10 protein-coding genes are annotated in these 12,479 nt (G+C 72.6%); 5 read left to right on the forward strand and 5 right to left on the reverse strand.

Features of this window, described 5'->3' with window-relative positions; all coding sequences use genetic code 11:
* Window positions 1-124: 124 nt before the first annotated feature.
* Both ACBI99_RS22155 and ACBI99_RS22160 read left to right on the forward strand, forming a co-directional pair.
* Window positions 125-1,012 carry an amidohydrolase family protein gene (locus tag ACBI99_RS22155; protein ID WP_219508441.1) on the forward strand — a complete coding sequence of 296 codons (888 nt, stop codon included), beginning with the start codon at window positions 125-127 and terminating at the stop codon, window positions 1,010-1,012.
* Window positions 1,005-2,480: a long-chain fatty acid--CoA ligase gene (locus ACBI99_RS22160; protein ID WP_375073327.1), complete on the forward strand. Its 1,476-nt coding sequence runs from the start codon at window positions 1,005-1,007 to the stop codon at window positions 2,478-2,480. Before ACBI99_RS22155 ends, ACBI99_RS22160 begins: the two co-directional genes overlap by 8 nt.
* Here ACBI99_RS22160 and ACBI99_RS22165 read toward each other — a convergent pair.
* Complete coding sequence (locus ACBI99_RS22165) at window positions 2,473-3,786, reverse strand: MFS transporter (RefSeq protein WP_375073329.1); 1,314 nt, start codon at window positions 3,784-3,786, stop codon at window positions 2,473-2,475. The two genes, ACBI99_RS22160 and ACBI99_RS22165, sit on opposite strands and share 8 nt — an antisense overlap.
* A 109-nt stretch (window positions 3,787-3,895) precedes the next feature.
* Here ACBI99_RS22165 and ACBI99_RS22170 point away from each other — a divergent pair, with 109 nt between their 5' ends.
* Complete coding sequence (locus ACBI99_RS22170; protein ID WP_375073331.1) at window positions 3,896-4,735, forward strand: PaaX family transcriptional regulator C-terminal domain-containing protein; 840 nt, start codon at window positions 3,896-3,898, stop codon at window positions 4,733-4,735.
* Window positions 4,736-4,768: 33 nt separating this feature from the next.
* Here ACBI99_RS22170 and ACBI99_RS22175 read toward each other — a convergent pair whose 3' ends face one another.
* Genes ACBI99_RS22175 through ACBI99_RS22185 form a run of 3 tightly spaced genes read right to left on the reverse strand, consistent with a single transcriptional unit; the run spans window position 4,769 to window position 7,792 of the window.
* Window positions 4,769-5,608 (reverse strand): carbohydrate ABC transporter permease, encoded by an 840-nt coding sequence (locus ACBI99_RS22175; protein ID WP_375073332.1) that lies wholly within the window; start codon window positions 5,606-5,608, stop codon window positions 4,769-4,771.
* Window position 5,609: 1 nt separating this feature from the next.
* Entirely contained in the window at window positions 5,610-6,491 is an 882-nt protein-coding gene (locus ACBI99_RS22180; protein ID WP_308125910.1) for a sugar ABC transporter permease, read from the reverse strand.
* Window positions 6,488-7,792, reverse strand: a complete 1,305-nt coding sequence (locus ACBI99_RS22185) for an extracellular solute-binding protein (RefSeq protein ID WP_357588164.1) — start codon at window positions 7,790-7,792, stop codon at window positions 6,488-6,490. Before ACBI99_RS22185 ends, ACBI99_RS22180 begins: the two co-directional genes overlap by 4 nt.
* 263 nt (window positions 7,793-8,055) lie before the next feature.
* Between ACBI99_RS22185 and ACBI99_RS22190 the strand changes: the two genes are divergently transcribed.
* Together ACBI99_RS22190 and ACBI99_RS22195 are read left to right on the forward strand one after the other, a co-directional pair.
* Window positions 8,056-10,449, forward strand: a complete 2,394-nt coding sequence (locus tag ACBI99_RS22190) for a glycoside hydrolase family 3 N-terminal domain-containing protein (RefSeq protein ID WP_375073334.1) — start codon at window positions 8,056-8,058, stop codon at window positions 10,447-10,449.
* Complete coding sequence (locus ACBI99_RS22195) at window positions 10,433-11,449, forward strand: LacI family DNA-binding transcriptional regulator (RefSeq protein WP_219508435.1); 1,017 nt, start codon at window positions 10,433-10,435, stop codon at window positions 11,447-11,449. The genes ACBI99_RS22190 and ACBI99_RS22195 overlap by 17 nt, the downstream gene beginning before the upstream one ends.
* Before the next feature lie 17 nt (window positions 11,450-11,466).
* Here ACBI99_RS22195 and ACBI99_RS22200 read toward each other — a convergent pair whose 3' ends face one another.
* On the reverse strand, window positions 11,467-12,390 hold the full coding sequence (locus ACBI99_RS22200) for a sulfite exporter TauE/SafE family protein (RefSeq protein ID WP_219508434.1): 924 nt from the start codon (window positions 12,388-12,390) through the stop codon (window positions 11,467-11,469).
* Window positions 12,391-12,479: the final 89 nt, after the last annotated feature.

Consider the following 12,479-nt stretch of genomic DNA (forward strand, 5'->3'; position numbering starts at 1 on the left):
GTCAAGCGTGGCCAGTTTCACGGACAGATCGAACCTGGCGCACATTGTTGACCGGCGACGCGAATCTGTCTAACGTCGGCCGCAGGGCCGGCCCCGGCAGCCCCGATTCGCGGAAGGAGTCCCGATGACGGCGCTCGACCTGGACGAACTCACCGCCATCGACGTCCACACCCACGCCGAGATCTCCGCCTCCGGGCACCCGTCGCTCAGCCCGGAGCTGTCGGCCGCCTCCGCCGCCTACTTCAAGGTGCGCGGCGCCCGCGAGCCCGCCATCCCCGAGATCGCGGCCTACTACCGCGAGCGCAAGATGGCCGCCGTGGTGTTCACCGTGGACGCCGAGCACGCGACCGGGCACCCGCCGATCCCGGCCGAGGAGGTCGCCGCCGCCTGCGCCGAGCATCCCGACGTGCTGATCCCGTTCGCCAGCGTCGACCCGTGGCGGGGCCGGGCGGGCGTCCGGCTGGCCCGCCGCCTGGTGGCCGGGCACGGCGTGCGCGGCTTCAAGTTCCACCCCAGCCTGCAGGGCTTCGCCCCGAACGACCGGATGGCCTACCCCCTGTACGAGGCGCTGCAGGAGCTGGGCGTGCCCGCGCTGTTCCACACCGGGCAGACCGGCATCGGCGCGGGCGTACCGGGCGGCGGCGGCATCCGGCTGAAGCACTCCGACCCGATGCTCGTCGACGACGTCGCCGCCGACTTCCCGGACCTGACGATCATCCTGGCGCACCCGTCGTTCCCCTGGCAGGACGAGGCGCTGGCGGTGGCCACGCACAAGCCGTCGGTGCACATCGACCTGTCCGGCTGGTCGCCGAAGTACTTCCCGCCGCAGCTCGTCCGTTACGCCAACACGCTGCTGAAGGACAAGGTGCTGTTCGGCTCCGACTATCCGGTGATCACCCCCGACCGGTGGCTGGCCGACTTCGCCGAGCTGGACATCAAGCCGGAGGTACGGCCGCTGATCCTCAAGGACAACGCGGCCCGGCTGCTCGGCCTGGGCAAGAGCGATGCGTGACGGCGGCGTCGGCTCCTGGCCGGAGCGCCGGGCCCGCCGGACGCCGGACCGGGTGGCCGTCGTCCACGGCGGGCGGCGCGTCACGTACCGGGAGCTGCACGAGCGGGTGCTGCGGCTGGCCCGCGTGCTGCGCGGGCGGGGCGTGGGGCGCGGGGACCGGGTGGCGTACCTGGGGGCGAACCATCCGGCGTTCCTGGAGACGCTGTTCGCCACCGGGACGCTGGGGGCGGTGTTCGTGCCGCTCAACGTCCGGCTCGCCGCCCCCGAGCTGGCCTACGTGCTGTCCGACTGCGGCGTGGCGGCGCTCGTGCACGCGCCGCCTGCGGCGGAGCTGGACGTGCCGTGCCGGATCCCGCTCGGCGACTACGAGGAGCTGCTGGCCGAGGCGGAACCCGAGGCGGCCGGCGAGGCCGTCTCCGCCGAGGACCCGTGCATGATCATGTACACGTCCGGCACGACCGGCCGGCCCAAGGGCGCGGTGCTCTCCCACGCCAACGTCACCTGGAACAGCCTCAACGTGCTCGTGGACGTCGACCTGGCCGCCGACGAGGTGACGCTGGTGGTCGCGCCGCTGTTCCACACCGCGGGGCTGAACATGACGTGCCTGCCGACGCTGCTCAAGGGCGGCCGGGTGGTGCTCATGGACGCGTTCGACCCCGGCCGGGTGCTGGAGACGATCGCCGCCGAGCGGGTCACGTACCTGTTCGGGGTGCCCACGATGTACGACGCGCTGGCCGCGCACCCCGGCTGGGCCGGGGCGGACCTGTCGAGCCTGCGCACGCTCAACTGCGGCGGCGCGCCCGTCCCGCTCCGCACGATCGAGACGTACCTGGCGCGCGGGCTGGCCTTCAGCCAGGGGTACGGGATGACCGAGGCCTCCCCCGGCGTGCTGTATCTGCCGCCGGACCAGGCGGTGGCCAGGGCGGGCTCGGCGGGCGTGCCGCACTTCTTCACCGACGTGCGGATCGCGCTGCCCGACGGCCGCGACGCCGCGCCGGGCGAGCCCGGCGAGGTCCTGGTCCGGGGCCCGAACGTGATGACCGGCTACTGGGGCGGCCCGCCCGCCGCCCCGGACGGGTGGCTGCGCACCGGCGACGTCGCCCGCGCCGACGCGGACGGCTACGCCTACATCGTCGACCGGATCAAGGACATGTACGTCTCCGGCGGCGAGAACGTCTACCCGGCCGAGGTCGAGGCGGTGATCGCGACCCATCCGGGCGTCGCCGACTGCGCCGTGATCGGCGTCCCCGACCCGACGTGGGGCGAGACGGGCCTGGCGATCGTCGTCCGCGAGCCGGGCGCCGACGCCGGGGACCTGCTGGACTACCTGGACGGGCGGCTCGCCAGGTACAAGATCCCCCGGTCGGTCGTCTGGGCCGACAGCATCCCGCGCACGGCCTCGGGGAAGATCGTGAAACCCGCGCTGCGCGCCCTCCACGGGGCCGGCCGGTCGCGTACGGCTACCTGACGCCCTCGCTGATGGGCCCGCCCGCCAGGTCGGTGCGGCTGGTCTCGCGCAGCGCCAGCGCGCACCCGACCGTGAGCAGGCAGAAGGCGGCGATGACGGCGGAGATGACCATCGTGCCGCCGCCGTCGTTCGCCGCCCGGATCTGCGCGAAGACCACGGGGGCGAGTCCCGCGCCGAGCCCGGCGAGCTGGTAGCCGAGCGAGGCTCCGGTGTAGCGGCTGCGGGTGGAGAACAGCTCGGCGTACAGGGCGGCGAGCGGCCCGTACATCATCGGGTGGATGACCGACTGGCCGAGCACGAGCAGGAGCGTGAGCAGGGCCACGCTGCCCGTGTCGGCCACCGGGAAGAGCAGGAAGCTGTAGACGGCGGCGAGGACGGCGCCGGCCAGGACGACGGGCCGGCGGCCCACCCGGTCCGACAGCGCCGACCAGCCGAGGATGCCGAGGATCGCCAGCCCCGAGGAGAGCGTCAGCCCGTTGAGCACCTCCTGCCGGGCGAAGCCGGCCTCCACCCCGTAGGCCAGCAGGAACGTGGTGAGCGTGCCCTGCAGGACGAACGCGGACAGGCCGACGCCGACGCCGAGCAGGAGCGTCCTGGGGTGGTGGCGCAGCACGTCCAGCAGCGGCGCGGAGGCGTCCTGCCGCCGGGCGGCCGTGAACACCGGGGTCTCCTCGACGCGGGCGCGGACGAACAGGCCGACGCCCAGCAGCGCGATGCTGATCAGGAACGGGACGCGCCAGCCCCAGCTGAGGAACTCCCGCTCGCCCAGGACGGCGGCGCTCCCGCTGAGCACGGCGGTGGACAGCAGCATGCCGGAGGGCGCTCCGGCGTTGGTGAAGCTCGCCCACAGGCCGCGCCGCCCGGTGGCGTGCTCGGCGGACATCAGCACCGCGCCGCCCCACTCGCCGCCGACCGCGACGCCCTGGACGACGCGGAGCAGGACGAGCGTGATGGGGGCGAGGCTGCCGATCTGCTCGTAGGTGGGCAGCAGGCCGATGAGGAAGCTCACCACGCCCATGAGGACCATCGTGAGGATGAGCATGCGCTTGCGGCCCAGCCGGTCGCCGAAGTGGCCGAAGATCACACCGCCGAGCGGGCGCGCCAGGTAGCCGGTGGCGAACGTGCCGAGGCTGGCGACGGTGGCCGCGAGCGGGGGCAGGCCGGAGAAGAAGACCTTGCCGAACACCAGGGCGGAGGCGGTGGCGTACAGCAGGAAGTCGTAGTACTCGATGACGCTGCCCAGGTAGCTGGAGGCGACGGCGCGGCGGAGCTGGACGGGTTGCGCGGAGGCCGGCGATTCGGTCATGGCGTTGGTTCCTTCGCAGGGGGGTGACGGAACACCATTGAACGCGGGGCAAACTGCCGATCTGCGTCATAGCTTTGCCCAACAAATGGGACCCGTCTACCCTCTACTCGTGACTTCCGACGACGGGGACGGCGCCGCGCACTCCTCCTCACCGCGCCCCCAGTCGCTGATGTTCAGCTTCCTCGGCGTCTACGTGCTCGGCCGCCGCGTCGCCGTCTACTCCGGCAGCGTCATCGACGTGTTCGCGCGCCTCGGCGTGACCGAGGAGGCGGTGCGCTCCACGCTGACGCGCATGGTCAACCGGGGGCTGCTGGCCCGCCACCGGCAGGGCCGCAAGACCTATTTCGGGCTCACGCCGAAGGCCACCGGCGTGCTGGAGGACGGCCGCCGCCGCGTCTGGGAGACCGGCGCCGTCAACCGCGACTGGGACGGCACCTGGACCCTGGTCGGGTTCTCGCTGCCCGACAGCCTGCGCGGCGCCCGCCACGACCTGCGCTCACGGCTCGTGTGGGCCGGGTTCGGGCTCCTGCAGAGCGGGCTCTGGATCGCTCCCGGCGTCAAGGACGTGACCGAGACGGTGACGGAGCTGGGGCTGCACGAGCACGTGACCGTGCTGGCGGCGCGGGCGCTCAAGCCGACCGAGTCGGCCGACCTGGTGCGGGCCTTCGACACGCCGCGCATCGCCGAGCGCTACCACGCCTTCCTCGACCGCTGGCACGACGGCGGCGCGCGGCTCGGGCTGCCCGACGACCTGGCCCGGCAGCTCCTGCTCCACACCGACTGGCTGCGGCTCGTCCGCCAGGACCCGCACCTGCCGGCCGAGCACCTGCCGGCCGACTGGCCCGCCATCCGGGCCGAACGCACCTTCCACGAGCTGGCCCGCGTCTGGGAGGAGCCCGCCCGCGCCCTGGCCGCCGCCGTCCTGGACGAGCTGCCCGTCGGCCAGTGAAGGTCAGGCCGGGCATCTGCCCGGCGGCGGCGCCTACTTGCCGAAGCCCGCCGTCAGCCCGCTGAGGAGCTGGCGGCGGCCGACCACGTACAGGACCAGGATGGGCAGCGTGGTCAGCACGACGGAGGCGAGCACCGCGGGGACGTTGATGCTGTACTGACCCTGGAAGCTCCACAGCGCCAGCGGCAGCACGCGCTTGTCCGGGCTCTGGGTGAGGATCAGCGGCAGCAGGAACCCGTTCCAGATCGTCAGCGCGTTGTAGACGGTCACCGTGACCACGGCCGGCCGGGTCAGCGGGAAGGCCAGCCGCCACAGCGTGCCCCACTCGCTGGCGCCGTCGAGCCGCATCGACTCGAACAGCTCCTTGGGCACGTCGCGGATGAAGTTGGCCAGGATCAGCACCGACAGCGGGATCGCGAACGCGATCGACGGCAGGATCAGCGCCAGCAGCGAGTCGTACAGGCTCAGCCGGATGATGATCAGGTAGATCGGGATGACGGTCGCCTGCAGCGGGATGGCCAGCCCCATGAGGAACAGCCAGTTGACCGAGCGCAGGAACCTGCCGTTGCCGCCGCGCACGATCGCGTACGCCGCCATGAACGAGACCGTGACCGCGGGGATGACCGCGCCGGCGGTGACGATGAGGCTGTTGGCGAAGTACAGGACGAAGTCCGACTCGATGACCAGCCGGTAGGCGTCGAGGTTCGGCTCCGTCGGCGGCGCCAGCGGGTTGGTCGCGTAGTAGGTGCTCTGCGTCTTGAAGCTGGTGATGACGATCCAGTAGATGGGGATGACGACGATCGCCAGCCACGCCAGGCTCACGGCGCCGGCGGCCCAGTTGGAACGCTCGCGCCCGGGGGTTCTGGTGGCCATGTCAGGCTCCCTCCAGCCTGCTGTCGCTGCCGGTCCCGCCGCCGAGCCGGCGCAGCAGCAGGGCCAGGGCGAGGCCGACCAGGACGAGGATGACGGCGATCACGCTGGCCGGGCCCATGAGGTTGGCCTGGAAACCGCGCTTGTACATGTCGAGGGCGAGCACCCGGGTGGCGTCGCCGGGCCCGCCCGCCGTCAGCACGAAGATCAGGTCGAAGAACGTCAGCGACCCGACGACCATGAGCGTCGAGGAGGTCACGATCGTGTACTTGAGCTGCGGCAGGGTGATGCTGAAGAACTTGCGGATCCGGCCGGCCCCGTCGAGCTCGGCGGCCTCGTACATCGAGCGCGGGATCTGCCGCGCGCCGCCCTGGTAGATCAGCGAGTGGAACGGGATGAACTGCCAGGACACCACGAAGATGACGACGCCGAAGGCGAGTGCGGGCTCGCCGAGCCAGTCCTGGGCGAGGATCTCCAGCCCGAGCCCGGCGCCGAGCCCGAAGTTCGGGTCGAGCAGCGCCTTGTACGTGATCGCGATGGCGGCCGAGCTGAGCAGCAGCGGCACGAAGTACACGACCGACAGCACCGCGCGGTAGCGCTGGTGACCGGCCAGGAACACGCCGAGCAGGATGCTGGCCGGGGTCTGCACCAGCCAGGAGACGGCCATGACCAGGAACGTCACCCACAGGGCGTGCGGCAGCCCCGGGTCGGCGAGCACCGCGGCCCAGCTCTCCAGGCCGGTGAAGTGGATGTCGCCGAGCCCGTCCCACGAGGTGAAGCTGAGCACGAGCACGCCCACGAGCGGGACCACGCCGAAGGCGCCGAAAAGCAGTAACGCGGGCACGGCCAGCCACGCGAGCGAGCCGTGCCGCGGGGGTGCGCTCACTTGCCGATGACCGCGTTCAGGTTGGTGGCGAACTCCTCCGGCGTCACCGAGAGCTGGAAGAGCTTGGCGATGTTGTCCAGCAGCGTCTCGGCCGCCGTCGGGCTGAGGGCCTGGTCCCACGACTGCTGGAAGGTGCCGGCCTTGCTGGCGACGCCGTAGACGAAGTTGAGCCATTCGGCGTCCTTGGAGCCGGCGAAGTTGCTGTCGGCGCCCTGGACGATCGGCACCGCGCCGGTGCCGACCCAGCCCTTCACCTCCTCGCCGTCGAGCACGCCGGTGGCGAAGAACTTCTTGGCGATCTCCTTCTGCTCGGCGGTCGCCTTGGAGGAGATCGACAGGTACTGGCCGGGGTTGCCGACGGTGTTGGAGGGGTCGCCCTTGCCGCCTTCGACGGGCGGGAAGTTCATGAAGCCGAGGTTGCCGCCGGAGACGAAGTCGCCGCCGTCGGCGGCCATCATGCCGTACGTCCACGAGCCGTGCAGCATCATGGCGGCCTTGCCGGTGTAGAGGAGGGCCTGGTCGGCGTTGGAGTCGGCGGTGATCGAGGAGAAGCCCTTGATGAAGCCGTCGGCCTTGATCAGGTCCTGCATCTTGGTGAGCGCGTCGATGGCGGCCGGGTTGGACCAGGCGTCCTTCTGCCCGTCGAAGACGGCCTGGAAGACCTCGGGGCCGGCGATGCGGTCGAAGAGGAACTCCAGCCACATCATGTTCGTCCAGCGTGACTGCCCGCCGAGCGAGAACGGCGCGATGCCGGCCGCGTTGAACTTCGGCACCAGGGCCATGATGTCGCCCCAGCTCTGGGGCGGCTCTGCGCCGATCTTGTCGAACAGCTTCTTGTTGTAGAACAGGACGATCGGCTGGACGGTCTCGCACGGCATCGCGTAGATCTTGCCGTCGATGGTGGCCGCGCCGAAGGAGGAGGGGAACAGCCGGTCCTTGACGGCGGCGTTCTCGCCGAACCACGGCGTCAGGTCCTCGACCTGCCCGGCCTGGACGTAGCTGCGCAGCGTGCCGCCGCCCCAGCCCCAGATGAGCGTGGGCGCCTGGCCCGCGCCGATCGCCGTCTTGATCTTGGCCTTGTAGGCGTCGTTCTGGAAGGTCGTCCCGGTGATCTGCCCGCCGGGGTTGGCCTTGTTGAAGCGCTCCACCGCGCCGGCCCGGATGCCTTCCTGGGGCTGGCCGGAGAGGTACCAGTAGGTTGCTCCGCCGCCCCCGCCTCCGCCGCCTGTCGGCGTGCCGCCGGCCCGGGTGGGCCCGGAGGTGCCGCAGGCGGCGAGCGCCGCTCCCAGGGGCAGACCCATGGAGAGGCTGAGGAAGGTACGGCGAGACGTTGTCCTGGGCTCCACGCTGATCTCTCCCTGTCGAAACATTTCGAAAATGACCGCGCGGGAGGCAATCTAGAATCGGCCCATATGCCTGTCAACCCCCTGTATCCAGACGTGTCCATGTTGTACTCTCACACGGGCGCCTAGCTGTTCAAACGGGGTCAGGCAAGATCTCCGCGCGGGTCGCCCGGCATTGTCGACAATATTTCGAAACTTTCGGCGGCTTTAAGGAGCAGCAGATGACGGCACTTGATCGGACGCCCACGCCGGGCCAGGTTACCCGCCCCTGGCGGGACCCCGCCCTTCCCGTGGCCGACCGGGTCGACGCCCTTCTCGCGGAGATGACGCTTGAGGAGAAGGTGGCGCAGCTCGGCAGCTGGTGGCCCGGCAACGACATGCAGCCCGACGGGGGCGAGTCGGGCACGGCCAACGTGGCGCCGATGCAGGACGTGTTCGCGGCCACCAAGTCGGCCCCGCCGGGCCCGGTCCACGGGCTCGGCCATCTGACGCGGGTGTTCGGCAGCGCGCCGGTGACGCCCGAGCAGGGCGCCGCCGAGGTGGTGCGGCTCCAGCGGGCCGTCGTGGACGGCTCCCGGCTGGGCGTCCCGGCGATCGTGCACGAGGAGTGCCTGACGGGTTTCACCACCTACGGCGCGACCGTCTACCCGGCGGCCATCGCCTGGGCGGCGACGTTCGACCCCGAGCTGGTGGAGCGGATGGCCGCGGCCATCGGGCGCGACATGCGGGCCGTGGGCGCCCACCAGGGCCTCGCGCCGGTGCTGGACGTGGTCCGCGACTACCGGTGGGGCCGGGTCGAGGAGACCATGGGTGAGGACCCGTACCTGGTCGCGACCCTCGGCACCGCGTACGTGCGCGGACTGCAGGGCGCCGGGATCATCGCCACGCTCAAGCACTTCGCCGGCTACTCCGCCTCGCGGGCCGCGCGCAACCACGGGCCGGTGCCGATGGGCCGGCGCGAGCTGATGGACGTGATCCTGCCGCCGTTCGAGACGGCCGTCACGCACGGCGGCGCCGGGTCGGTGATGAACTCCTACTCCGACGTGGACGGCGTCCCGGCCGCCGTCGACCCGTGGCTGCTCGACGAGGTGCTGCGCCGCGAATGGGGGTTCACCGGGACCGTCGTGTCGGACTACTGGTCGATCCCGTTCCTGGCCACCATGCACGGCGTCGCCGCCGACGCCGCCGAGGCCGGCATGCTGGCGCTGAGCGCGGGCGTCGACGTCGAGCTGCCCGACACGCTCGGGTTCGGGCAGCACCTGGCCGACCGGGTGCGCAGCGGCGAGCTTCCCGAGGAGGTGATCGACCGGGCGGCCCGCCGCCTGCTCACCCAGAAGGCCGAGCTGGGGCTGCTCGACGAGGACTGGACGCCGGAGCGGTCGGTCGCCGGGGCCGCCGCCGACCTCGACTCCCCCGCCAACCGGGCGCTGGCCCGCGAGCTGGCCGAACGCTCGATCGTGCTGCTCGACGCGGGCACGGCGCTGCCCCTGGCGCCGGGAGCGCGCCGGGTCGCCGTCGTCGGCCCGTGCGCCGACGACGCGCGCACGTTCATGGGCTGCTACGCCTTCCCCAACCACGTGCTGCCCCGCCACCCCGGCCTCGGGCTCGGCATCGAGGCGCCGACCGTGCTGGAGGCGCTGCGCGCCGAGCTGCCGGACGCCGAGATCGTCCACGAGCGGGGCTGCGACGTGCGCGACGGCGACCGGTCCGGCTTCGCCGCCGCCGTCTCGGCCGCCGCCGGGGCCGACCTGTGCGTGGCCGTCGTGGGCGACCTGGCCGGCATGTTCGGGCTCGGCACCTCGGGCGAGGGCTGCGACGCGGAGGACCTGCGGCTGCCCGGCCCGCAGGAGGACCTGGTGACGGCCCTGGCCGCCACCGGCACGCCGGTGGTCGTGGTCGTCGTCTCCGGCCGCCCGTACGCGCTCGGCGAGGTGCACGCCCACGCGGCGGCGCTGGTGCAGGCGTTCATGCCCGGCGAGGAGGGCGGCGCGGCGATCGCCGGCGTGCTGTCCGGCCGGGTCCAGCCCGTCGGCAGGCTGCCGGTGCAGATCCCGCGCAGGCCCGGCGGGCAGCCCGGCACCTACCTGCAGCCGCCGCTCGGCGTCGACAGCGCGGGCATCAGCAACCTCGACCCGACGCCGCTGTTCCCCTTCGGGTACGGGACCTCCTACACCACGTTCGAGGTGGGCGAGCTGCGCGTCAGCGACGCCGAGGTGCCGACCGACGGCGAGTTCACCGTCTCGGCCACGGTGCGCAACACCGGCGGGCGGGCCGGCGAGGAGGTCGTCCAGCTCTACCTGCGTGACGTGCTCGCCCAGGTGACCAGGCCGGTGCGGCAGCTCACCGGCTTCGCCCGGGTCCGGCTGGAGCCCGGCGGCAGCGCCGAGGTGCGCTTCCGCGTGCACGCCGACCGCACCGCCTTCACCGGCCGCGACCTGCGCCGCGTCGTCGAGCCCGGCGACCTCGACGTGCTCGTCGGCACCTCGTCCGCCGACCTGCCGCTGCGCGGCCGGGTCCGGCTGACCGGGCCGCTGCGCGAGACCGGGCCCGGCCGCCGGCTCGACACGCCCGTGGAGGTCGTCCCCCTGGACGGGCCCGATGCCGGCGCGTCCTAGGCGCGCCACGCTGGCCACCGTCGCCGCCTCGGCGGGGGTGTCGGTGGCCACCGTGTCCAAGGTGCTCAACGGCCGCAGCGACGTCGCGCCGGAGACCCGGTCGCTGGTGCAGGAGCTGCTGCGGCGGCACGACTACGTCGCGCCGCCGCCGCGCCGGGCCGAGGCCGGGTACGTGATCGAGGTGCAGTTCGACGCCGACCTGAACGCGTACTCCAGCGAGATCATCCAGGGCGCGGTGCTGGCCGGGGCGGAGAGCTGCGCGTCGGTCGTCGTGAGCATAGCCAAGGTCGCCGACCGCACCGCCGCCTGGGCCCGCGACCTGGTCGCGGGCGGGCGGCGCGCGCTGGTCGCGGTCACCGGCGAGATCTCGGCCGCCGAGCTCGACGCGCTGGCCAGGGCGCGGCTGCCGCTCGTCGTGATCGACCCGCTGAACCTGCCGCGCGCCCGCGTGACCAGCGTCGGGTCGACGAACTTCGCGGGCGGGCTGGCGGCGACCCAGCACCTGCTCACCCTGGGCCACCGGCGCGTCGCCTACCTCGGCGGGCCGCCGGCCGCCGCCTGCAACCAGGCCCGGCTGCACGGTTACCGGGCCGCGATGGAGGCCGCCGGGGCGCCCGTCCCGCCCGGCCACGTCCGGTACGGCGCCTTCCGCTACGACGACGGGCTGACGGGCGGGGCCGCGCTGCTCGGCCTGGCGCAGCCGCCGACGGCCGTCTTCGCGGGCTGCGACGAGACCGCGCTCGGCCTCATGGAGGCGGCCCGTGCACGCGGGCTGCGCATCCCCGAGGACCTCAGCATCGTCGGGTTCGACGACACGCAGATCGCCCAGATGGCCTCGCCGCCGCTGACGACCGTGCGCCAGCCGCTGCGTGAGATGGGCGCCGTCGCCCTGCGTACCGCGCTGCGGCTGGCGGCGGGCGGCACGGTCGAGTCGCACCACGTCGAGCTGGCCACCGAGCTGATCGTCCGGGCCTCCACCGCCCCGGCCCCCGGCGGGTAGACCCGGGGGCGCCGGTGTCAGGCGGGGGCGGCCTCCTGCTCGTCCTCGCGGGGAGCGGGGGCGGCGGCTTCGAGAGCCTTGTCGCGGCGGTAGGCGCGCACCGAGTAGGCGACGGCGGCGGCCCAGACGATGGCGATGGCGATGTAGACGACGGACTGGACGCCGCCCGGCGCGTCGATCCAGTCGCTGCGCAGCAGGCTGCGCACGTTGGTGAGCACGATGACGCCGCCCACCGCCGAGCCGAGGACGCGGGGCGGCACGTGCCGCACCAGCCAGGCGGCGATCGGGGCGGCGATCACGCCGCCGAGCAGCAGGACCCCGACCCAGGCGAAGTCGATGTTCTCCGAGCCGAGGCCGACGATGAAGCCGACGGAGGCGGCGATGGCGACCAGGAACTCGCTGGCGTCGATCGAGCCGATGACCTTGCGCGGCTCCATCCGCCCGCTGGCCAGGATGGCCGGCGTGCCGACCGGGCCCCACCCGCCGCCGCCGGTGGCGTCGACGAACCCGGCCACGACGCCCAGCGGCGCCAGGAACCGCCGGCGCAGCGGCTTGCCCAGGTTGCCGCGCGGCAGCCCGAACGCGGTGAAGCGGATGAGGATGTAGACGCCCAGGGACAGCAGGATGAGCGACATGACCGGGGCCGCGACCTCGGTCGAGAGGCTGGACAGGAACGTCGCGCCGGCGAATGCGCCGAGCGCGCCCGGGATGCCGATCCTGGCGACGACCTTCCAGTCGATGTTGCCGAAGCGCCAGTGGGACAGGCCCGAGGCGAGTGTGGTGCCGATCTCGGCCAGATGCACCGTGGCCGAGGCGGCCGCCGCGTTGGTGCCTACGGCCAGGAGCAACGTGGTCGAGGTGACCCCGTACGCCATGCCGAGGCTGCCGTCTACGAGCTGCGCCGCGAATCCGACGAGCCCGAGCAGGATGAGCGCCCGCACGTTCCCACCTTTCCGATGTACCCTACTTATTAAGTAGGAATAATCATTTATGAGAACGGGCATCCGGTCAAGGGGGTGGCCCCGCCCGC

The sequence above is a fragment of the Nonomuraea sp. ATR24 genome, from assembly GCF_041950485.1.
GTDB lineage: Bacteria > Actinomycetota > Actinomycetes > Streptosporangiales > Streptosporangiaceae > Nonomuraea > Nonomuraea ceibae.

Excerpts from the sequence above, each read along its gene's own strand:
- ACBI99_RS22155 (WP_219508441.1), top strand. The coding sequence starts at position 125 with ATGACGGCGCTCGACCTGGACGAACTCACCGCCATCGACGTCCACACC.
- ACBI99_RS22160 (WP_375073327.1), top strand. The coding sequence starts at position 1,005 with ATGCGTGACGGCGGCGTCGGCTCCTGGCCGGAGCGCCGGGCCCGCCGG.
- ACBI99_RS22165 (WP_375073329.1), bottom strand. The coding sequence starts at position 3,786 with ATGACCGAATCGCCGGCCTCCGCGCAACCCGTCCAGCTCCGCCGCGCC.
- ACBI99_RS22175 (WP_375073332.1), bottom strand. The coding sequence starts at position 5,608 with ATGGCCACCAGAACCCCCGGGCGCGAGCGTTCCAACTGGGCCGCCGGC.
- ACBI99_RS22185 (WP_357588164.1), bottom strand. The coding sequence starts at position 7,792 with ATGGGTCTGCCCCTGGGAGCGGCGCTCGCCGCCTGCGGCACCTCCGGG.
- ACBI99_RS22190 (WP_375073334.1), top strand. The coding sequence starts at position 8,056 with ATGACGGCACTTGATCGGACGCCCACGCCGGGCCAGGTTACCCGCCCC.
- ACBI99_RS22195 (WP_219508435.1), top strand. The coding sequence starts at position 10,433 with ATGCCGGCGCGTCCTAGGCGCGCCACGCTGGCCACCGTCGCCGCCTCG.